Annotated in this window: 20 protein-coding genes; 8 read left to right on the plus strand and 12 right to left on the minus strand. The window is 66.6% G+C overall.

Annotation, left to right across the window (positions count from 1 at the left end):
- Positions 1-90: 90 nt before the first annotated feature.
- Together ACQZF9_RS14050 and ACQZF9_RS14055 are read left to right on the plus strand one after the other, a co-directional pair.
- Positions 91-1,623, plus strand: coding sequence for a transposase (locus ACQZF9_RS14050; protein ID WP_428309586.1), 1,533 nt, complete (start codon positions 91-93; stop codon positions 1,621-1,623).
- A gap of 162 nt (positions 1,624-1,785) precedes the next feature.
- Complete coding sequence (locus ACQZF9_RS14055) at positions 1,786-2,262, plus strand: hypothetical protein (RefSeq protein WP_428309587.1); 477 nt, start codon at positions 1,786-1,788, stop codon at positions 2,260-2,262.
- A gap of 3 nt (positions 2,263-2,265) precedes the next feature.
- Here ACQZF9_RS14055 and ACQZF9_RS14060 read toward each other — a convergent pair whose 3' ends face one another.
- The 3 genes from ACQZF9_RS14060 to ACQZF9_RS14070 all read right to left on the minus strand — a co-directional run bounded on the left by ACQZF9_RS14060 (position 2,266) and on the right by ACQZF9_RS14070 (position 5,303).
- Entirely contained in the window at positions 2,266-2,844 is a 579-nt protein-coding gene (locus ACQZF9_RS14060; protein ID WP_428309588.1) for a GNAT family N-acetyltransferase, read from the minus strand.
- A 104-nt stretch (positions 2,845-2,948) separates the two neighbouring features.
- Complete coding sequence (locus ACQZF9_RS14065; RefSeq protein ID WP_428309589.1) at positions 2,949-4,838, minus strand: RecQ family ATP-dependent DNA helicase; 1,890 nt, start codon at positions 4,836-4,838, stop codon at positions 2,949-2,951.
- Positions 4,839-4,895: 57 nt separating this feature from the next.
- Positions 4,896-5,303: a hypothetical protein gene (locus ACQZF9_RS14070; protein WP_428309590.1), complete on the minus strand. Its 408-nt coding sequence runs from the start codon at positions 5,301-5,303 to the stop codon at positions 4,896-4,898.
- A gap of 77 nt (positions 5,304-5,380) precedes the next feature.
- Between ACQZF9_RS14070 and ACQZF9_RS14075 the strand changes: the two genes are divergently transcribed.
- Entirely contained in the window at positions 5,381-6,148 is a 768-nt protein-coding gene (locus tag ACQZF9_RS14075) for an ATP-binding protein (RefSeq protein ID WP_428309591.1), read from the plus strand.
- A gap of 162 nt (positions 6,149-6,310) precedes the next feature.
- Here the strand turns inward: ACQZF9_RS14075 and ACQZF9_RS14080 are convergent, their stop codons facing one another.
- From ACQZF9_RS14080 to ACQZF9_RS14090, 3 genes are read right to left on the minus strand one after another with little or no spacing between them, the layout of a single operon-like run.
- Positions 6,311-6,577: an acyl-CoA-binding protein gene (locus ACQZF9_RS14080; RefSeq protein WP_428309592.1), complete on the minus strand. Its 267-nt coding sequence runs from the start codon at positions 6,575-6,577 to the stop codon at positions 6,311-6,313.
- 23 nt (positions 6,578-6,600) lie between these two features.
- Positions 6,601-7,098 (minus strand): dihydrofolate reductase, encoded by a 498-nt coding sequence (locus ACQZF9_RS14085; protein WP_428309593.1) that lies wholly within the window; start codon positions 7,096-7,098, stop codon positions 6,601-6,603.
- The gene (locus ACQZF9_RS14090) at positions 7,098-7,892 is read right to left on the minus strand and encodes a thymidylate synthase (protein ID WP_428309594.1); all 795 of its coding nucleotides are present in this window, start codon (positions 7,890-7,892) and stop codon (positions 7,098-7,100) included. Before ACQZF9_RS14090 ends, ACQZF9_RS14085 begins: the two co-directional genes overlap by 1 nt.
- An 89-nt stretch (positions 7,893-7,981) precedes the next feature.
- On the opposite strand from ACQZF9_RS14090, the gene ACQZF9_RS14095 reads away from it, so the two are divergent.
- Both ACQZF9_RS14095 and ACQZF9_RS14100 read left to right on the plus strand, forming a co-directional pair.
- Positions 7,982-8,680, plus strand: coding sequence for a hypothetical protein (locus ACQZF9_RS14095; protein ID WP_428309595.1), 699 nt, complete (start codon positions 7,982-7,984; stop codon positions 8,678-8,680).
- A 152-nt stretch (positions 8,681-8,832) separates the two neighbouring features.
- Positions 8,833-9,582, plus strand: a complete 750-nt coding sequence (locus ACQZF9_RS14100) for an SDR family NAD(P)-dependent oxidoreductase (RefSeq protein ID WP_428309596.1) — start codon at positions 8,833-8,835, stop codon at positions 9,580-9,582.
- A 93-nt stretch (positions 9,583-9,675) separates the two neighbouring features.
- On the opposite strand, the gene ACQZF9_RS14105 is transcribed toward ACQZF9_RS14100, so the two are convergent.
- The 5 genes from ACQZF9_RS14105 to cysE form a co-directional block, all read right to left on the minus strand.
- Entirely contained in the window at positions 9,676-10,020 is a 345-nt protein-coding gene (locus tag ACQZF9_RS14105; protein ID WP_428309597.1) for a HesB/IscA family protein, read from the minus strand.
- Positions 10,017-10,412, minus strand: a complete 396-nt coding sequence (locus tag ACQZF9_RS14110; RefSeq protein ID WP_428309598.1) for an iron-sulfur cluster assembly scaffold protein — start codon at positions 10,410-10,412, stop codon at positions 10,017-10,019. The genes ACQZF9_RS14105 and ACQZF9_RS14110 overlap by 4 nt, the downstream gene beginning before the upstream one ends.
- A 5-nt stretch (positions 10,413-10,417) precedes the next feature.
- Entirely contained in the window at positions 10,418-11,623 is a 1,206-nt protein-coding gene (locus ACQZF9_RS14115; RefSeq protein ID WP_428309599.1) for an aminotransferase class V-fold PLP-dependent enzyme, read from the minus strand.
- 185 nt (positions 11,624-11,808) lie between these two features.
- Entirely contained in the window at positions 11,809-12,942 is a 1,134-nt protein-coding gene (locus ACQZF9_RS14120; RefSeq protein ID WP_428309600.1) for a cysteine desulfurase family protein, read from the minus strand.
- 104 nt (positions 12,943-13,046) lie between these two features.
- A complete protein-coding gene (cysE, locus tag ACQZF9_RS14125; protein WP_428309601.1) occupies positions 13,047-13,835 on the minus strand; it encodes a serine O-acetyltransferase in 789 nt (262 codons plus the stop codon).
- A 125-nt stretch (positions 13,836-13,960) separates the two neighbouring features.
- Between cysE and ACQZF9_RS14130 the strand changes: the two genes are divergently transcribed.
- Positions 13,961-14,146, plus strand: coding sequence for a hypothetical protein (locus tag ACQZF9_RS14130; protein WP_428309602.1), 186 nt, complete (start codon positions 13,961-13,963; stop codon positions 14,144-14,146).
- 28 nt (positions 14,147-14,174) lie between these two features.
- Here the strand turns inward: ACQZF9_RS14130 and ACQZF9_RS14135 are convergent, their stop codons facing one another.
- A complete protein-coding gene (locus ACQZF9_RS14135; RefSeq protein ID WP_428309603.1) occupies positions 14,175-14,978 on the minus strand; it encodes an RNA methyltransferase in 804 nt (267 codons plus the stop codon).
- A 101-nt stretch (positions 14,979-15,079) separates the two neighbouring features.
- Here ACQZF9_RS14135 and ACQZF9_RS14140 point away from each other — a divergent pair, with 101 nt between their 5' ends.
- Both ACQZF9_RS14140 and ACQZF9_RS14145 read left to right on the plus strand, forming a co-directional pair.
- Positions 15,080-15,817, plus strand: a complete 738-nt coding sequence (locus tag ACQZF9_RS14140; RefSeq protein WP_428309604.1) for an inositol monophosphatase family protein — start codon at positions 15,080-15,082, stop codon at positions 15,815-15,817.
- Positions 15,818-16,028: 211 nt separating this feature from the next.
- Entirely contained in the window at positions 16,029-17,750 is a 1,722-nt protein-coding gene (locus ACQZF9_RS14145; RefSeq protein WP_428309605.1) for a potassium/proton antiporter, read from the plus strand.
- Positions 17,751-17,830: the final 80 nt, after the last annotated feature.

Here is a 17,830-nt window from a genome sequence, read left to right on the forward strand (position 1 = left end):
GATGAACTCAACCCACCCGTTGAGGCTGTAGAAAAACCCTAAATCTGGCACACATCCCGCTGCGTCTTTCGCGACGAAAGGAGAGCGGAAATGGCACGCTACAAGCCGGTTGATCAACACCTCTCGAAGCTGCTGCCGGTGAGCTTTGCCGAGCAGATTGTTCCCGGCACTTTCGAGTACGCGCTGAACTGGCTGGTCGATCACGAGATCGATCTGACGGTCTTCGATGCGCGTTACTGCAACGATGAGGTCGGCGCCGCGGCGTATCACCCGGGTGTGCTGTTGAAGATCGTGTTGTTCGGCTATGCCCGCGGGCTGACATCGAGCCGCGACATCGAGCGGGCCTGTCGCGAGAACGTGGTCTTCATGGCGCTGTCAGGCGACACACAGCCGCACTTCACGACCATCGCCTCCTTCGTGGCGAAGCTGCCGGACGAGATCACCTCGGTGTTCCGCAACGTGCTGCTGGTGTGTGACGAGCAGGGCCTGATCGGCAAAGCGTTGTTTGCCGTCGATGGTTGCAAGCTTCCGTCGAACGCCTCTCGCAGCCTGAGCGGCACGCGGGCCGACATGGCGAAGAAAATCGAAAAGATCGACCGTGCCATCGCGCACATGCTCGACACGCATCGCCGCCAGGATGCCGGCCAGAACACCGACACGCTGACCCAGCGCGAACAGCAGCAGATCGAAACCCTGACGCGCAACAGCAACAAGCTGCGTGAGTGGCTGGCGACTCATCCGGAGAAGACCAATCGCAAGGGTGAACCGCTGAAGTCGAACATCACCGACAACGACTCGGCGACGATGAAGACCAGTCACGGCGTCGTGCAGGGCTATACCGGCGTCGCCGCCGTCGATGCCAAGGCACAGGTCATCGTGCAGGCCAGTGCCTTCGGAATCGGCCAGGAGAATGGACTATTGCCGGAGGTGCTGCAGGCGCTGCGCAGCGACTTCAGCGCGATCGGGAGCGCTGATCCCCTGGCGGATGCGACGGTGCTGACCGACTCCGGCTATCACTCCGAAGCCACGCTGCAGCGACTGGCCGACGATCAGGTCGACGCGCTGATCGCCGATACCGGCTTCCGGTCACGCGATCCGCGTTTCGCGGAAGCCTGGCAGCACAAGCCGATCGAGAAACAGCGCCAGCCCGGCGAGCATCGATCGAAGTGGTTTGGTCGAGCCGATTTTATCTATGACGCCAATCGGCAGACTTGCATCTGTCCGAATGGAAAGCAGCTCAAACTGAAGACGGTCAATATCGTGATCAGGGGCCGTCGCGGTGTCGGCTTCGAAGGCACGCGCGCGATGTGCCAGGCCTGCTCTTTAAAAGCGAAGTGCATGCGCAAGCCGGATGTGAGTCCGTGTCGTCAGATCACCTTCTTCGACGGCAGCAAAGTGAAAGAGACGCACCCGCAGACCAAGGCGATGAAGGCCCGAATCGATACGCGTGAAGGCCGGCTGCTGTACAGCCGTCGGCTCGGCATCGTCGAGCCGGTCTTCGGCAACCTGCACACCAAGGGCCTACGTCGATTCACACTTCGATCCAGGCGCAAGGTGGATGCGCAATGGAAACTCTTCGCCATCGTCCACAACGTCGAGAAGCTCAGAGGCAAAGCGCCTTGAATGGCTCTTGGAAAGCCTGCCAACTCGCAGTATCGTCAGCACAGACCCTCCACACCCCAGGCGACGGCTCGTGACGCTGCAGCGTTTTCTATCCACGAACAGCTCAGGCAAGTCGTCGGCTTGCACAGCCGAGTCGGTCTCGGCTGTTTTTCTACAGCCTCGTTGCTGTGCGCCGCCCTCGCCGGCCTGGTCTGCCTGCCGGCACACGCGGTCGATTGCCGCGACCCGGCGCAGGCGCAGGCCGTCAACGCGACGTTCGAGGCCGACGACACCGCCAGGCAGGCGGCACTGAACCAGCACACCGCCGAGCGGCTGTACAGGATCGACGCCGAGGCCAAGGCGCTGATCGCGGCCGGCGCCTGGACCGAGGCCGATCGCAAGAGCTACTTCGGCAAGGCGCGCAGCAGCGCCGCTTACAGCAAGCTCGAACAGAGCAAGAAAGAGCCACTGTTTTCGGTGCAGATGGGCCGCAGCACGGCCAGCGGCATCAAGACCAGCAACCCGCTCGGCGCCTGCAGTTACGCGCTGAGCACCTTGAGCGCTTACGACGATCTGCGCGGCATCACCGACACGCAGTACGACATGCTCGAGAACGGCATCATCGCAATCGCGCAGGCCAAGGGCGTCAAGCTGCCCTGAGTTTCAGTTGCGCCGGGAGTCGTCGTCGAGCCAGTCGGCGGCATTGCGCTCGAACCACGGCATCGCGCCCCAGTCCGCGTAAGAGGGGTGCGCGAAGGCGCGCTCGCCATTGCGGCGTAGCCCGCTTTTCAGCAGCACGCTCTGCGAGCCGAAGTTGTCCGGCGCGGTGATCGCGGTGATCGTGTCCAGGCCCAGCGTTGCAAAGCCGTAGCGCAGCAGCGCGATGCTCATTTCGGTGGCGTAACCGCGTCCCCAGTACCCAGGAAACAGCCGATAGCCGACCTGGATGTGCTGTTCGCCGCGAATGTGATTGAGCAGATGGAAGCCGATGCAGGCGCCGCTGCGGCGCTCGATGGTCGCCCACACGCCGAGGCCGGGATGCTCGTCGTAGTAGCGCAGCATGCGGCCCTCGAGCATCGCTTGCGTATCGGCGCGGCTGGCGACACCGCCGAGATGGCGCATCACCTCGGCATCGCTGTTGAGGCGGTCGAGCAGGTCGAGATCGGCGAGGGTGAAACGGCGCAGCAGCAGACGCGGCGTGCTCAGACCGGTGCCGGCATCGGTGATGGTTGGGTCATTCATGCACGGCTCTCCGATCGATCCCTCTTATGCGTGATCGGTCGCGGGCAAGCCCGCTCCTACATCGGCTTTTCTGTAGGAGCGGGCTTGCCCGCGACCGGCCACCCTCAGCGCCCCAACACCTTCAGGAACGCTTGCGCATACCGCTCCAGCTTGCGCTCGCCGAAACCCGGTACCGCGCGCATTTCATCGAAGTCGCGCGGGTGCATGCGCGCCAGTTCGCGCAGCGTTCGATCGTGCGCGATCACATAGGCCGGCACGCCTTCGCTCTTGGCCAGTTCCAGGCGCACCTCGCGCAAGGACTCGAACAGCAGCTGCTCGATCGGCCCCAGCGGCTCTTCGTCCGGCGCGATTCGGGCCGCTCGGCCGCCGCGGGCTTTCGGCGATGAGGACGACGATGCGACCGCATCGCTCGGCGGCAGCCAGCGTGCGATGCGCTGGCCGCGCATCACCGCGACGCCGTCGTCGGTGAGCCGCACCACCGGATGCTGGTCGCCGCTGAAGCCGACCCAGCCGGCGGTCACGCAGCGCGACAGCGCGCGCTGGATCCAGGCCTCGCTGCGTTCACGCAGCAGACCGAAGGTCGCGACCTGGGTGAGGCCGTCGCGCTCCAGCCGGTCCTCGGTTTCACCGCGCAGCAGGCGCACTGCCTGCTTGAGTCCGTAACGGTTCTGCACGCGCGCGACGCCGGACAGCAGCTTGCGCGCCAGCAGCGAGGCTTCCTCGCTGGAGACTTCGTCGACATTGCCCAGCGCCTGGCAGACGTCGCAGCGGCCGCAGCCGTGCAGGGTCTCGGCCTCGTCGCCGAAGTAGCGCAGGATCGCGTCGTGACGGCAGGCGGCGCCGTCGGCCCAGCGGATCAGCTCCAGAAACAGATTCCACTTGTGCTCGACCACGTCGGCGTTGGGCGTGCCTTCAAACGACGACGGCGACTCCAGCAGCCGGCGGCGCATCGGCAGATCGCTCTGCTGCCAGCACATCATGCCGACCGCGTCGCTGCCGTCACGGCCGGCGCGGCCGACCTCCTGGTAATAGGCCTCGATCGAACCCGGCGGGCCCAGATGCACCACGCAGCGCACGTCGCCGCGGTCGATGCCCATGCCGAAGGCATTGGTCGCGCAGACGATCTCGGCTTCGCCGCGGGTGAACGCGGCCTGCGCGGTCGAGCGCGTGTCCGCGCTCAAGCCGGCGTGATACACCGTGGCCTTCCAACCCGCTGCAGCAAGCCTCGCCCCTTCTTCTTCGGCGAGGCGCCGCGTCGGCGTGTAGACGATCGCCGAACCGCGGCCGGCACCGGGCGCAAACAGCGTTTCCGCGAGCACCGCGTCGACCCGCGCGGCGCGTTCACGACCGCCGCCGATTTCCGCCGCGCGCAGCGCCAGGTTCGGCCGAGCGAAGCCGCGCACCAGCTGCGGCGTGTCCGCCGGCAGACCGAGCCGGTTGATGATTTCGTCGCGCACGATCGGCGTCGCGGTCGCGGTGCAGGCCAGAATCCGCGGCGCCTGCATCTCGCGCAGCAGCTCGCCGAGCTGGCCGTATTCCGGACGGAAATCGTGGCCCCATTCGCTGATGCAATGCGCCTCGTCGACCGCGACCAGCGGGCAGCCGAGACGGCGCAGGCGCTCGCGGAAACCCGGCAGGGTCAGGCGCTCCGGCGCGATATAGATCAGCTTGTAGTCGCCGCGCTCGAGCCCGGCGAGGCGCTCGCGCGCATCGTCGGCCGACAGGGTCGAGGCGAAGAACGTCGCCGGTACGCCGCGCGCGTTCAGCGCCGACACCTGGTCCTGCATCAGCGCGATCAGCGGCGAAATCACCAGCGTGGTGCCCGGCAGCAGCAGCGCCGGCAACTGGTAGCACAGGCTCTTGCCGCCGCCCGTGGGCGCGACCAGCAAGGCGCGGCCGACATCCAGCAAGGTGTCGATCGCCTCGCGCTGGCCGGGGCGAAAAGAGTCGTAGCCGAGGCGCGTCAGCGCCTCGTCGAGATCGGTGGAAAGCATGCGCATAGGATACGACGTCGCGGATGCGCTCCGCGTGGCACAGGCCTCAGCCCGACCTCAGCCAGGCGACTTCTGCGCGGCGCGTTCGGCCTTGAGCTTGGCCTTCATCTCGGCCTTTTTCTGCTCGCAGGTCGACGGATCCGAGGCGCACTCGGACTTCAGCGCGGCTTTCTGCTGCTTGGCCTGCGCCTTGGCCTGCTCGCAGGCGGCCGGATTGCCGGCGCACTTGTCTTTCAGCTGGTGCGCCTTGGTCTTGGCCTCGGCGGTCTTGGCGGCGCAATCGGCGTCGGCCGCGCACTTGCCCCTGGCGGTTTCGGCCTTGGCCTTGATTGCCTCGCATTTGTCCGGATGGGCATTGCACTTGGCCTCGATCTGCTCGGGCGTAGGCGGGGCTTTCTGCGCCTGGGCCGGCATCACGAAGGCGAGGCTCAACAGCGCGATGGCAAAGCGGGGTCGAAAGCTCATGGCGGATTCCTGTGCAACAAAGTGAAGAAACTCGTGGAGCGCACTATCGCAAACCCGCGTGGCGCTAAAATGGCGCCATGACCGACGCCCTCGCCTACCGCTGGCGCGCCCGCGCGCTGCAACCGATTTCGCATCCGCAGACGCTGCAATTGAACAGCCTGCTGGGCATCGACCGCCAGAAGGACCTGTTGGTTCGCAACACGCTGCAATTCGTCAACGGCCTGCCGGCGAATCACGCGCTGCTGACCGGCTCGCGCGGCACCGGCAAGAGCTCGATCGTCAAGGCGCTGCTGACCGAGTTCGCGCCGCGCGGCCTGCGCCTGGTGGAAGTGCCGCCTCACGATCTGGTGGAGATGCCGGACATCGTCGCGCCGCTGCGCAAGCGGCCGGAACGCTTCATCCTCTACGTCGACGATTTCTCGGTGGCAGCCAACGACCGCTCGCTGGCCGCGCTGAAGACCGCGCTCGATGGCGACATCGAGGAGGCGCCGGAAAACGTGCTGATCTACGCCACCTCCAACCGCCGCCACCTGATGCCGGAGTTCACCCGCGAGAACGAGGAATATCGCTGGGAGGGCGAAGAACTGCACCCGGGCGAAAGCGCCGAAGAAAAGATTTCGCTGTCGGAACGCTTCGGCCTGTGGCTGTCGTTCCCGCCGTTCAACCAGATGCAGTACCTGGACGTGGTGCGCTCGCACCTGGCGTCCTTCGGCGTCGACTCGCTCGACACCGAAGGCGAGAAAGCGGCGCTGCGCTGGGCCCTGATGCGCGCCTCGCGCTCGGGGCGCGTGGCCAAGCAGTTCGCGCGCGACTGGGCGGGTCAGCTGGGCCTGGCGAAGGCGTAAACGCAGCTTGCCCGCCATAACTGCACCCCGTTCCTCCCGAGTAGCGCCGAAGGCGCGTATCGAGGGACGCATCGGGTTCGCTTGCGTCCCTCGATACGCCGGGCAAGCCCGGCTACTCGGGAGGAACGGGGTTTTGTTCCGCTCCGCCGGGTCCTGCGGAAGCTAGCCCAGCTTCTTCAGCAGCTCCGCGACCTTGGCGATGTACTGCTTCTGCGCGGCATCCTGCTTGGTGCCCTTGAGCTTGGCCCAGGCGTCGAACTTGGCGCGGTCGACGACATTGAGCATGCCGGGACGCGAGCCGCTGACATCACCGTCGCTGCCCTGCTTGAACAGCGAGTACAGCGCCAGCAGGTCGTCGTTGCTCGGCTTCTTGGTCAGCTTGCGGACGTCTTTCTGCGCTTGTTCGAACTGCGCTTTGAGGTCGGACATGGGGTTCTCCTTGTGGTGATGGTCTAGGCGCGCCGCTGCAGCGTGATGAAGCTGTAGGCATGGGCATGACGCTCGTCGGCGGCATGCTCCTCGCGCTGCGTCTCGACGAACTGGCCGGCATCGTACTCCGGCAGCCGCGTGTCGCCCTCGATGGGCGCATGCACGCGCGTCAGATACAGCGTCTGCGCCAGCGGCAAGGTCTGCGCGTAGATTTGAGCGCCGCCGATGACCATCAGTTCGGCGATGCCTTCCTGATCGGCCGCGGCCAGCGCGTGATCCAGACTTTGAAAAACGCGGGCGCCCGGCGCATCGAAGCCGGCGTTGCGGCTGATCACCCAGTTGTCGCGCTGCGGCAGCGGCCGGCCCAGCGACACCCAGGTCTTGCGGCCCATGACGATGGTCTTGCCCAGCGTGAGCCGCTTGAAGTGCTGCAGATCGGCCGGCAGCTTCCACGGCAGATCGCCGTCACGGCCGATGACGCCGTTCTCGGCGGCCGCGACCACCAGCGACAGGGCCGCCATCAGACCGCGACCGGCGCCTTGATGTGCGGATGCGGATCGTAGCCGCTGAGCACGAAGTCCTCGAGCTTGAACGCGAACAGATCCTTCACTTGCGGATTCAGCGTCATCGTCGGCAGCGGCTTCAGCTCGCGCGACAGCTGCAGCCGCGTCTGTTCGAGATGATTGCTGTACAGATGGCAGTCGCCGCCCGTCCAGATGAACTCGCCGGGCTGCAGGCCGCAGACCTGCGCGATCATCATCGTCAGCAGCGCGTATGAGGCGATATTGAACGGCACGCCGAGGAAGATATCCGCGCTGCGCTGATACAGCTGGCAGCTGAGCTTGCCGCCGGCGACGTAGAACTGGAACAGCGCGTGACAGGGCATCAGCGCCATCTTGTCGAGCTCGCCGACGTTCCAGGCGGACACGATCAGCCGCCGCGAGTCCGGGTTGCCGCGAATCTGGTCGAGCAGCAGCTGGATCTGGTCGATATGGCGGCCGTCGGGCGTCGGCCAGCTGCGCCACTGCTTGCCGTAGACCGGGCCGAGCTCGCCTGTCGCATCGGCCCATTCGTCCCAGATCGACACCTTGTTCTCGCGCAGCCAGGCGACATTGGTCTCGCCGCGCAGGAACCACAGCAGCTCGACGATGATCGAGCGCAGATGCAGTTTCTTGGTGGTCAGCACCGGGAAGCCTTCGGCCAGATCGAAGCGCATCTGGTGGCCGAAAACAGAGAGCGTACCGGTGCCGGTACGGTCGGACTTGGCCGCGCCCGTATCGAGCACGTGCTGCATCAGATGGAGGTATTGGCGCATGCCTCAATGGTATCGCAGGCGGCGCGGCCGGGCATTCAAACCCGGCGCCCCACCGCGGCATCCAAGCTGCAAAACACCAGCCCGGAACCTTGCCGATGATGCGCCTGACCTGCACGAGCCTGACGCTCGCCCTCGCCCTCGCCTGCAGCACCGTCGCCTGCGCCGGCCAGGCGCCGGAACCGCCGGGCAGCGGCCACCGCGATATCGACAAGGTCAACGGCGGCATCAAGCTGCCGGCGGGCTCGTCCGCCGGTGACGTGTCCACGGTCAACGGCGGCATTAGCCTGGGTGACGGCAGCCGCGCCGGCCAGGTCGAGAACGTCAACGGCGGCATCGATCTGGGCGACTCGGTCACGGTGGAGAGCATCGAAGGCGTCAACGGCGGTATCGACGCCGGCAAGGAGCTGCAGGTGAAGCGCGGCATCGAGACCGTCAACGGCGGCGTGCGGCTGGCTGCGGGCGCCGACGTCGGCGGCGACCTGACCACGGTCAACGGCAGCATTGAGCTGGACCACGCGCGCATTGCCGGCCGCATCGAAATCGCCGCGGGCAGCATCGACACCGGCCGCGGCTCGCACATCGGCGGCATCAAGGTCAGCAAGCCCGGCGGCTCCAACTGGAACAACAACCGGCTGCCGCGCGTCATCATCGGCCCGGACAGCGTCGTCAGCGGCGACATCGTGCTGGAGCGCGAAACCGAGCTGTACGTGCACGACAGCGCCAGGATCGGCGCGGTTCGCGGCGGCAGCGCGCGGCCTTATTCCGGCGACCGGCCCGAACTGGACTAAGGAACCTAAAGCCGTATTGGGCTAAATATACATTTGTACACTGCGACCTCTTCTGACACGCTGCCCCCACTAAAGCTGACAGCGTCGCCGCCGCCGCATTGCATACTGCGCGCGGGGAACAAAACTAGAACAACCTACGAATCGGGGGATTCATGGCGCAGCAGAAGACCGTGCTGGTAACAGGCGGCGGTGGGGGCATTGGCAGGATTTCGGCGGAGCTGTTCGCGCAAGCGGGCTATCGCGTCGCGGTCAGCGACCTGCGTGAAGACAGCGCCATGGACGTGGTCGAGGCGATCCGCGGCAGCGGCGGCAAGGCCGATGCCTTTGTCGCCGATATCAGCAGCGCGGACAGCGTCAAGGCCTTGTTCGATCGCATCGAGCGCGACTATCGCGCGCTCGATGCCGCGTTCAACAACGCCGGCCGCGGCGGCGGCGGCCTGCCGCTGGTCGACAGCGACGACGACACCTGGCACGACTGCCTGCTGGTCAACCTGACCGGCACCTACTACTGCATGAAGCAGGAGTTGCGCATCATGCTCAAGCAGGGGCATGGCGTGATCTGCAACAACTCCTCGCTATGGGGCCTGCACGGCGGCCCGACCGCGGCCTATACCGCGAGCAAGCACGGCGTCGTCGGCCTGACCAAGCATGCGGCGGTGGCCTACGCCAGCAAGGGCCTGCGCATCAACGCGATCTGCCCGGGCATCATCTCCGCCGGGCTGGGTCTGAAAGTGCTGGGCCGGCCGGCCGACGTGGTCGAGAAGACGCTGGCCAAGGTGCCAGCGAATCGCGCCGGCAGCGCCGAGGAAGTGGCGGCTGCGGCCGTATGGCTTTGCTCGGACGCGGCGTCCTACGTCAACGGCCACATGCTGGCGATCGACGGCGGCTGCGGTAGCGTTTGATTCGTCATTCCCGCGAAGGCGGGAATCCAGGGCGGCGAGCGCCGCGGTGCAGTCATTGGATTCCCGCCTTCTCGGGAGTGACGGCAAAGCGTTTTACGCCGTCTGCGCGTCGCGGTTGACCGAGAAGCTTTCGCCGCAGCCGCATTCGCCGGTCACATTCGGGTTGATGAACTTGAAGCTCTCGTTGAGCCCCTGTTTCTGCCAGTCCAGGGTCAGACCTTCGAGCATCGGCAGATGCTCGGCCTTGATCACGAGCTTGGCGCCATGCGCCTCGAACACCTGGTCGCCGGCGCCGACGTCGTCGGCATAGTCCATCGTGTAGGCGTAACCGGAGCAGCCGGACTTCTTGACGCCGACGCGCAGGCCCAGGCCCTTGCCGCGACGCAGCAGCTGGCTATCGATACGTTTGGCGGCGGATTCGGTCAGTTGGATGCTCATACGGTTTCTCGGTAGCGGGCCAGCAGATCACGCAGCGCGTCTTCGCCCATCAACGCACAGTGGGCCCGGTCTTCGGGGATTTCAAGCTCGCGGCGCAGCTGCGCGGCGCCCAGCTGCGCCAGCTCGGCCGGCTCGCGTCCGATGCTCCAGTCGGCGATCCAGGCGCCGACGGCGATGCTGCTGGGGCAACCGTAGGCGCGGAAGCGGGCGTCGGCGACGCGGCCGTCGCGAAACTGTAGCTCGATGCTCAACACCGATCGCGCTGCCGGCGTGCCGGCCCTGCCGGCAACGACGCCGGCCGTGCCGACGTCGAAGCGTCCGGCGCGCGGTGCGCTCTCGAACAGCGCCCAGATCTTCCCCGGATAGCCGAAGGCGTTCGCCTGCATGTTCATGCCGATCAGTCCCATAAGGCCGAAATTTCACGCAGCCGCGTGACCTGCTTGCAGACGCGCTCGGCGGCGATGTCGATCTCGGCCTCGGTGCTGCGGCGGCCGACCGAAAAACGCAGCGAGGCGTTGGCGAGTTCGTCATCGCGGCCCAGCGCGCGCAGTACATACGAGGGCTCCTGGGTCGCCGATGAACAAGCCGAGCCGCTGGACACGGCCAGGTCCGGCAGGCTCGCGCGCAGGGACTCGCCTTCGACGCCTTCGAAGCTGACATTCAGCACGTGCGGCGCGGCGCGCTCGGGGTCGCCATTGCGATGCAGGTTCGGCAGGCTTTGCAGCCTGCTCCACAAGCGTTCGCGCAGCGCGCTCAAGCGCGCGGCTTCGGCGACGCCTTCACGCGCCAGTATCTCGAAAGCCGCGCCCATGCCGACGATCTGGTGCGGCGCCAGCGTGCCGGAGCGCATGCCCTGCTCGTGCCCGCCGCCGTGGATCTGCGGCGCCAGCCGCGCACGCGGACGCCGGCGCACGAACAGCGCGCCGATGCCTTTGGGGCCGTAGGCCTTGTGCGCCGACAGGCTCAGCAGATCGACCGGCACCTGCGACAGATCGATATTGACGCGGCCCGCGGCCTGCGCCGCGTCGACGTGAAACAGCACGCCGCGCTCGCGCAGCAGCGGCGCCAGCCGCTCGATCTCGTGCACGCTGCCGATCTCGTTGTTGACCCACATCAGCGACACCAGCGCGGTGTCCGGGTTGAGCGCCTCCATCACCTGTTCGGGCGAGACCAGGCCTTTGGCGCCGGGCTTCAGATAGGTGACGCGCACGCCGCGCGTTTCCAGGTAGCGGCAGGTGTCGAGCACGCATTTGTGTTCGATGCGCGACGTGATCACATGCGCCTGCGTCGCGCCGCGCAAGTCCAGACCACGGAATTCCAGCGCGCCCTTGATCGCCAGGTTGTTGGATTCGGTGGCGCCGGAAGTCCAGATGATTTCGGTCGGCTCGGCGCGGATCAGCGCGGCGACCTGCGCTCGCGCCTTTTCCACGGCGGCGCGAGCACGAAAGCCGGGGCCGTGACTCGATGCCGGATTCGCGTGCAGGCCGTCCTCCACCAGCAGCGGCAGCATTGCCTCCAGCACTCGCGGATCCAGGGGCGTGGTTGCCGCGTAGTCGAGGTAGATCGGCGTCGCGTAGACGGGTTGGTCGGTCGGCTCAGTCATTCGATTTCCGCAGCAGTATTTGCGCCGAAGTCGACGATCGTGTCTTCGAGGGAATCCCGGACAAACCTCCGTTCGTCCCGAGTAGCGGGCTTGCCCGCGTATCGAGGGAGGGGACCGAAGCTCGATGTGTCCCTCGATACGCCGCAAGCGGCTACTCGGGATGAACGGCGCTGGCTAAACATCATTCAAGCCGCTACCAGCGAGCGCGCGATCTCGCCCAGCACCGCGAGCAGCCGATCGATGTCGTCGGCCGTATTGTCCTTGCCCAGGCTGACGCGGATCGCGCCCTTGGCGGTGACCGTGTCGTAGCCCATCGCGATCAGCACGTGGCTCGGCGCACCGTTGCCGGCGGCGCAGGCCGAGCCGCTGGACACCGCCATGCCGCGGCGATCGAGCTGCATCAGCAGGGCTTCGCCGTCGTAGCCAGCGAGTGCGAACTGCAGCGTATTGGCGAGACGCTCGGCACCGGCGCCGAACACCAGGGTGCCGGGGATTTCGCGCAAGCCGGCTTCGAGGCGCTCGCGCAGCGGCAGCAGATGCGCCGTGCGCGTTTCGAGTTCCTGCATCGCCAGCTCGGCCGCACAGCCGAAGCCGGCGATCGCGGCGACGTTCTCGGTGCCGCCGCGCACGCCGCGCTCCTGCGCGCCGCCGTGCATCAGCGGCCGCAGCTCGACCTCGGCGCGCACGACCAAGGCGCCGATGCCTTTCGGCCCGTAGATCTTGTGGCTGGACAGGCTCATCAGATCGGCGCCGAGTTCGCTCATGTCGACCGGCATCTTGCCGGCGGCCTGCACCGCGTCGACATGCAGCCAGGCACCGGCGGCGTGTACGAGCCCGGCGTAGTGCGCGATGTCCTGAATCACGCCGGTTTCGTTGTTGGCGCGCATCAGCGACACCAGCTTGACGTCCGCTTTCGCAAGCTGCGCCTGCAACGCGGAGTCGACGACGTGTCCGCGCCGGTCCACCGCGATCGCCTCGACATTCCAGGCATGCGCAGCCAGCGATTCCGCCGCTTCCATCACCGCCGGATGTTCGGTCGCGCCGTACAGCAGGCGCGCCGGAGCGAAGCTGTCCGCTACGCCCTTGATCGCCAGGTTGTTCGACTCGGTGCCGCCGCTGGTCCAGATCACCTCGCGCGGCGTGACGCCGACCAGTTGCGCGACCTGCACGCGCGCGGCTTCGATCGCGTCGCGCGCGATGCGGCCGTAGCGATGCAGGCTAGAGGCGTTTGCCGCCGGCCCAGACAGGTAGGGCAGCATCGCCTCGAGCACTCTCGGGTCGAGATGCGTGGTCGCGTTGTGGTCGAGATAGATCGGCATCAGGTCAACATGAGGGCGGCGCGGCGAGCCGCAACCAGTCCGCTGCATCGGTGGAAAAGCATCTGGATAGCGGTAGCCAGGTGCGATTTCATCGATGCAGTGGACTAGGCCGCGTCGGCTTTTTTGGCTTCCGGCAGCAACGTGCCGTCGGCGCAGAAATCCGGCAGCTCGAGCTGGGCCAGTTTCAGCTCGGGCATCCGCGAATCGACCTGATGCAGGAACTCGCAGACCTGGACCAGGCGCTGATCGAGCTGCTGGATATGGTCGAGCATCGCGCTGATCGCATTGGCCACCGGGTCGGGCATGTCGCGGGTTATGCCGTAGGCGTCGAAGCCGAGCTTGCTGGCAATGTTCTGCGCGCTCGGCGAGACCGGCGGCGGCTGCTCCTGAACGATGCGCGCCGGGATGCCGATTGCGGTCGCGCCGGCCGGCACTTCGCGCACCACCACCGCGTTGGAGCCGATGCGCGCGCCGTCGCCGACGGTGAAACCGCCCAGCACCTTGGCGCCGGAGCCGACGACGACGTTGTTGCCGAGCGTCGGGTGGCGCTTGCCGCCGGCCAGCGAGGTGCCGCCCAGGGTCACGCCCTGATACAGCGTGCAGTCGTCGCCGACCTGCGCGGTTTCGCCGATCACCACGCCCATGCCGTGATCGATGAAAAAGCGACGGCCGAGCCGGGCGCCGGGATGGATTTCGATGCCGGTCAGCCAGCGCGCGACATGCGAGTTGAAGCGGCCCAGCCAGCGCCAGCCGTGGCGCCAGAAAAAATGCGAGACCCGATGTCCCCAGACCGCATGCAGGCCCGGATAGCAGGTCAGCACTTCCCATACCGATTTGGCGGCGGGATCGCGTTCGAAAACGCTGCGGATGTCTTCGCGGATACGGCTGAACATGAGGCGGTGCGGCACCTGAGCCGGGGAGCCGGCATTGTAAACCTTGGCCCGGCGCGGCCCCGGCAGGCTGACGAAAACGGGACCGCCTGCCGGGAACGGACGCGCTCCGCCATGGTCCGATATACATGAACAGCAAATCAGCCAAGCCGCCTCGCCCGGCCCGCTCACCCTTCCTCGTGCCGCCGCAGGCCGCCGATGCCGACCAGGCCAGCCGCGATTCGCGTGCGCAATGGCTGTGGCAGCTCTACGCCAGCATCGCGCCGACCATGCCAGTCAAAATTCCCCGTAGCCCGGGTGAAACCCGGGGTTGAGCGCCCCTAGCCCAGCCAAATCCGGGTTTCACCCCGGCGACGATTTCGGCGGCGTCCGGTCCGGCCCGCGCTCCCGGCGGGTGCGGTGCTTGGGCTTCTCGACCGAGGTCAGAATGCCGCGCAAGATGTTGAGTTCGTTCAGATCCGGCCGCGCGCGGTTGAACAGCGTGCGCAGCCGCCGGGTCAGCAGCCGTGGATTGGCCGGATCGATGAAGCCGGTGCCGATCAGGGTTTTTTCCAGGTGCTCGAAGAACTGCTCCATCTGCTCGCCGGTCGGTGCGCGGAAGCGGCCCTTCATGAACTCCGGATCGCTCTTGGACGCGACCGCGCCGGGCGCGATCGCCGCCTTGCGTAGTTCCCAGCCGTAGATCTGCACCGCGGCCGCCAGGTTCAGCGAGGAGTATTCCGGGTTGGCCGGCACCATCGTCAGCCGGTGGCAGCAATCGAGCTGCTCGTTGGTCAGGCCGGTGCGCTCGCAGCCGAACACCAGCGCGACGGTGCCGGCCGACGTCGCCTGCAGCAGCGCCGACGCGGCCTCGCCGGGCAGCATCGGCTCGTCGCCGAGGTAGCGCGCGCGGGCCGAGGTGCCGACCACCCAGGCGCAGTCCTCGACGGCCGCCTCCAGGCTGTCGTAGACCTGGGCATTGCGCAGAATCGGCACCGCGCCGCTGGCCATCGCGTCGGCGTGCTCGTCCGGAAAATGATGCGGACTGACCAGGCGCAGACGCGTCAAACCCATGACCAGCAAGGCGCGCGCGGCCGAGCCGATGTTGCCGGGATGCTGGGTACCGACCAGCACGATGACGATGTTTTCCAAGGGGGAGGCGGACATGTTTGGTATTCTAATGCCCGTCCCCGCTACCCCTGGCCAGATCAGTGCATCCACTGGTAAACATCGCCGTTTCCGCCGCCCGCAGCGCCGGAAACTTCATCATGCGCAACCTCGAGCGTGCCGACACGCTGCAGATCGAGCACAAAGGCCGCAACGATTTCGTGACCCAGGTTGATCGCGGCGCCGAGTCCGAGATCATCAAGCTGGTGCACAAGGCCTATCCGATGCACGCCATCCTCGGCGAGGAAGGCGGCAAGATCGGCGACAACGAAGTGGTCTGGATCATCGACCCGCTCGACGGCACCACCAACTTCCTGCACCGGCTGCCGCATTTCGCGGTGTCGATCGGCATCCAGATCAAGGGCGTGCTGACGCATGGCGTGATCTATGCGCCGTGCACGCAGGACCTGTACGTCGGCAGCCGCGGCGCCGGCGCGACGCTCAACAACCGCCGCATCCGCGTCAGCACCTGCCGCGACCTGGAGCAGAGCCTGGTCGGCACCGGCGTGCCGATCAAGCCGGACAAGCTGCCGGCGTATATCCCCAGCCTCAACGCCGTTGCCGAGAATACCGCCGGCATCCGCCGCGCCGGCGCGGCCTCGCTGGACCTGGCCTATGTCGCCGCCGGGCGGCTCGACGCGTACTGGGAAATGGGCCTGAAACCCTGGGACATGGCGGCCGGCCTGGTGCTGGTGCAGGAAGCCGGCGGCATCGTCGGCGAGTTGTATGGCGAAGGCGATCCGCTGTCCACCGGCAACGTGATGGTGGCGACGCCTAAGATCCACGGCGCGCTCAACGACGTGCTCAAGGCCGCGCGCCCGGCGTTCGACGCGGGCTGAAGTCTTTGCCTTCTCCCTCCGGGAGAAGGTGGCCCGAAGGGCCGGATGAGGGCGCTCATTCTCCCAACACCCTCACCCGTCGCTGCCGCGACACCCTCTCCCGGAGGGAGAGGGGGAAAAGCTCGCGCTGCACTTGATAGTTCGGAACGATAGCTGCATAGAGGCAGGAATCCCACGTAATACTTCAACGGACTGAAGCCGCGCCGCCGACATGGAAATCGCGAATCACCTGATCCTCGTCGCCGGCCTGCTGTTTCTCGTCAGCATTCTCGCGTCGGTGCTGTCGCCGCGCCTGGGCGTTCCGCTGCTGCTGGTGTTCCTGGTCGTCGGCATGCTCGCCGGCGAAGACGGCCCCGGCGGCATCCTGTTCCACGACTACAGCCTGTCCAACCTGGCCGGCACCGCGGCGCTGGCCGTGGTGCTGTTCGACGGTGGCATGCGCACGCGCATGACCACGTTCCGCGTCGGCCTGCAGCCGGCGGTGTCGCTGGCCACGGTCGGCGTGCTCGTCACCACCGGCGTCGTCGGCGCGTTCGCCGCCTGGGTGCTGCATCTGCCGCTGGTCGAAGGCTTTCTGATCGGCGCGATCGTCGGCTCCACCGACGCCGCCGCGGTGTTTTCGCTGCTGCACAGCAACGCCGTGCACCTGAACGAACGCGTCACCTCGGCGCTGGAAATCGAATCCGGCACCAACGATCCGATGGCGGTGTTTTTGACCCTGGGCCTGCTGCAATACATGCAGGCACCGGCCGACTACCACTGGTACGAAGGCCTGATCTTCCTGGTCCAGCAGATGGGTCTGGGCGTGCTGATCGGCGTCTACGGCGGCCGCGCGCTGGTGTGGTCGCTGAACCGGCTGAACCTGTCGGATTCGCTGTATCCGCTGATGGCCTTGTTCAGCGGCCTGTTCATTTTTGGCCTGACCGCGAGCCTGCACGGCAGCGGCTTCCTGTCGGTGTATCTGGCCGGCGTGGTCCTCGGCAACCGCAAAGTGCGCGCCTTCGGCAGCATCCGCCGCTTTCACGACGGCGTCGCCTGGGCCTCGCAGATCGGCATGTTCGTGATCCTCGGCCTGCTGGTGACGCCGAGCAAGCTGCTGCCGGTGGCGATTCCGGCCCTGCTGATCAGCCTGGTGCTGATCCTGGTCGCGCGGCCGCTGGCGGTGGTGCTGGCGCTGAGCCCGTTCCGCTTTCCGCTGCGCGAGCAGGCCTACATCGCCTGGGTCGGCCTGCGCGGCTCGGTGCCGATCGTGCTGGCCACGTTCCCGTGGCTCGCCGGCATCGACAACGCCGGCCTGGTGTTCAACGTCGCCTTCTTCATCGTGCTGGTGTCGCTGGTCGTGCAGGGCTGGAGCGTCGGCCCGATGGCCAAGCTGCTCGGCCTGCAAATGCCGGCAAGCACCGCGATGGTCCATCGCAGCGACTTCGACCTGCCCGGCACGCGCGGCTACGAAATCGTCAGCTACCTGATTGGCGAAAACAGCCCGCTGATCGGCCTCAAATCCAAGAACCTGCCGATCGAGGACACCTCGCGCATCGTCTGCATCTCACGCCGTGGCAAGGTCATCAGTTATCGCGAATGGGGCACGCTGCGCGCCGGTGACTACATCGCGATGCTGGCCTCGCAGGACGAATTGCCCAAGCTCGACGAAACCTTCCGCTCCGATCATGTGGCGCCGAAACGCGAGGCGGCGGAAGCGCGCTTCTTCGGCGAATTCCAGATCGATCTGAAAGCGCCGGCGACAGCGCTGGCGGATGCCTACGGTCTGGATCTGCCGGAGTCGGCGAAGACGCGTAACGTCGCGGAGTTCTTCAAGAGCGTGATTCCGCGGCCGGTGGTCGGCGATCGCCTGCGGCTTGGCGAGATGGAACTGGTGGTGAAGAAGATGGACGGCGAGAAGATCACCGAGATCGGCTTGCGCTTGCCGCACTGAGGCGTTGCGTTGGGGCTGCCCGCTCGTGGCCTCGTGGTCACTGCCGGCGGACCGCGGTACAGCGAAGTATCGGCACCTCT

The organism is Hydrocarboniphaga sp. (assembly GCF_965279055.1).
Lineage (GTDB): Bacteria > Pseudomonadota > Gammaproteobacteria > Nevskiales > Nevskiaceae > Hydrocarboniphaga.

Coding starts and splice junctions, on each gene's coding strand:
- ACQZF9_RS14050 (WP_428309586.1), top strand. CDS start 91: ATGGCACGCTACAAGCCGGTTGATCAACACCTCTCGAAGCTGCTGCCG.
- ACQZF9_RS14060 (WP_428309588.1), bottom strand. CDS start 2,844: ATGAATGACCCAACCATCACCGATGCCGGCACCGGTCTGAGCACGCCG.
- ACQZF9_RS14065 (WP_428309589.1), bottom strand. CDS start 4,838: ATGCTTTCCACCGATCTCGACGAGGCGCTGACGCGCCTCGGCTACGAC.
- ACQZF9_RS14070 (WP_428309590.1), bottom strand. CDS start 5,303: ATGAGCTTTCGACCCCGCTTTGCCATCGCGCTGTTGAGCCTCGCCTTC.
- ACQZF9_RS14075 (WP_428309591.1), top strand. CDS start 5,381: ATGACCGACGCCCTCGCCTACCGCTGGCGCGCCCGCGCGCTGCAACCG.
- ACQZF9_RS14080 (WP_428309592.1), bottom strand. CDS start 6,577: ATGTCCGACCTCAAAGCGCAGTTCGAACAAGCGCAGAAAGACGTCCGC.
- ACQZF9_RS14085 (WP_428309593.1), bottom strand. CDS start 7,098: ATGGCGGCCCTGTCGCTGGTGGTCGCGGCCGCCGAGAACGGCGTCATC.
- ACQZF9_RS14090 (WP_428309594.1), bottom strand. CDS start 7,892: ATGCGCCAATACCTCCATCTGATGCAGCACGTGCTCGATACGGGCGCG.
- ACQZF9_RS14100 (WP_428309596.1), top strand. CDS start 8,833: ATGGCGCAGCAGAAGACCGTGCTGGTAACAGGCGGCGGTGGGGGCATT.
- ACQZF9_RS14105 (WP_428309597.1), bottom strand. CDS start 10,020: ATGAGCATCCAACTGACCGAATCCGCCGCCAAACGTATCGATAGCCAG.
- ACQZF9_RS14110 (WP_428309598.1), bottom strand. CDS start 10,412: ATGAACATGCAGGCGAACGCCTTCGGCTATCCGGGGAAGATCTGGGCG.
- ACQZF9_RS14115 (WP_428309599.1), bottom strand. CDS start 11,623: ATGACTGAGCCGACCGACCAACCCGTCTACGCGACGCCGATCTACCTC.
- ACQZF9_RS14120 (WP_428309600.1), bottom strand. CDS start 12,942: ATGCCGATCTATCTCGACCACAACGCGACCACGCATCTCGACCCGAGA.
- cysE (WP_428309601.1), bottom strand. CDS start 13,835: ATGTTCAGCCGTATCCGCGAAGACATCCGCAGCGTTTTCGAACGCGAT.
- ACQZF9_RS14130 (WP_428309602.1), top strand. CDS start 13,961: ATGAACAGCAAATCAGCCAAGCCGCCTCGCCCGGCCCGCTCACCCTTC.
- ACQZF9_RS14135 (WP_428309603.1), bottom strand. CDS start 14,978: ATGTCCGCCTCCCCCTTGGAAAACATCGTCATCGTGCTGGTCGGTACC.
- ACQZF9_RS14140 (WP_428309604.1), top strand. CDS start 15,080: ATGCGCAACCTCGAGCGTGCCGACACGCTGCAGATCGAGCACAAAGGC.
- ACQZF9_RS14145 (WP_428309605.1), top strand. CDS start 16,029: ATGGAAATCGCGAATCACCTGATCCTCGTCGCCGGCCTGCTGTTTCTC.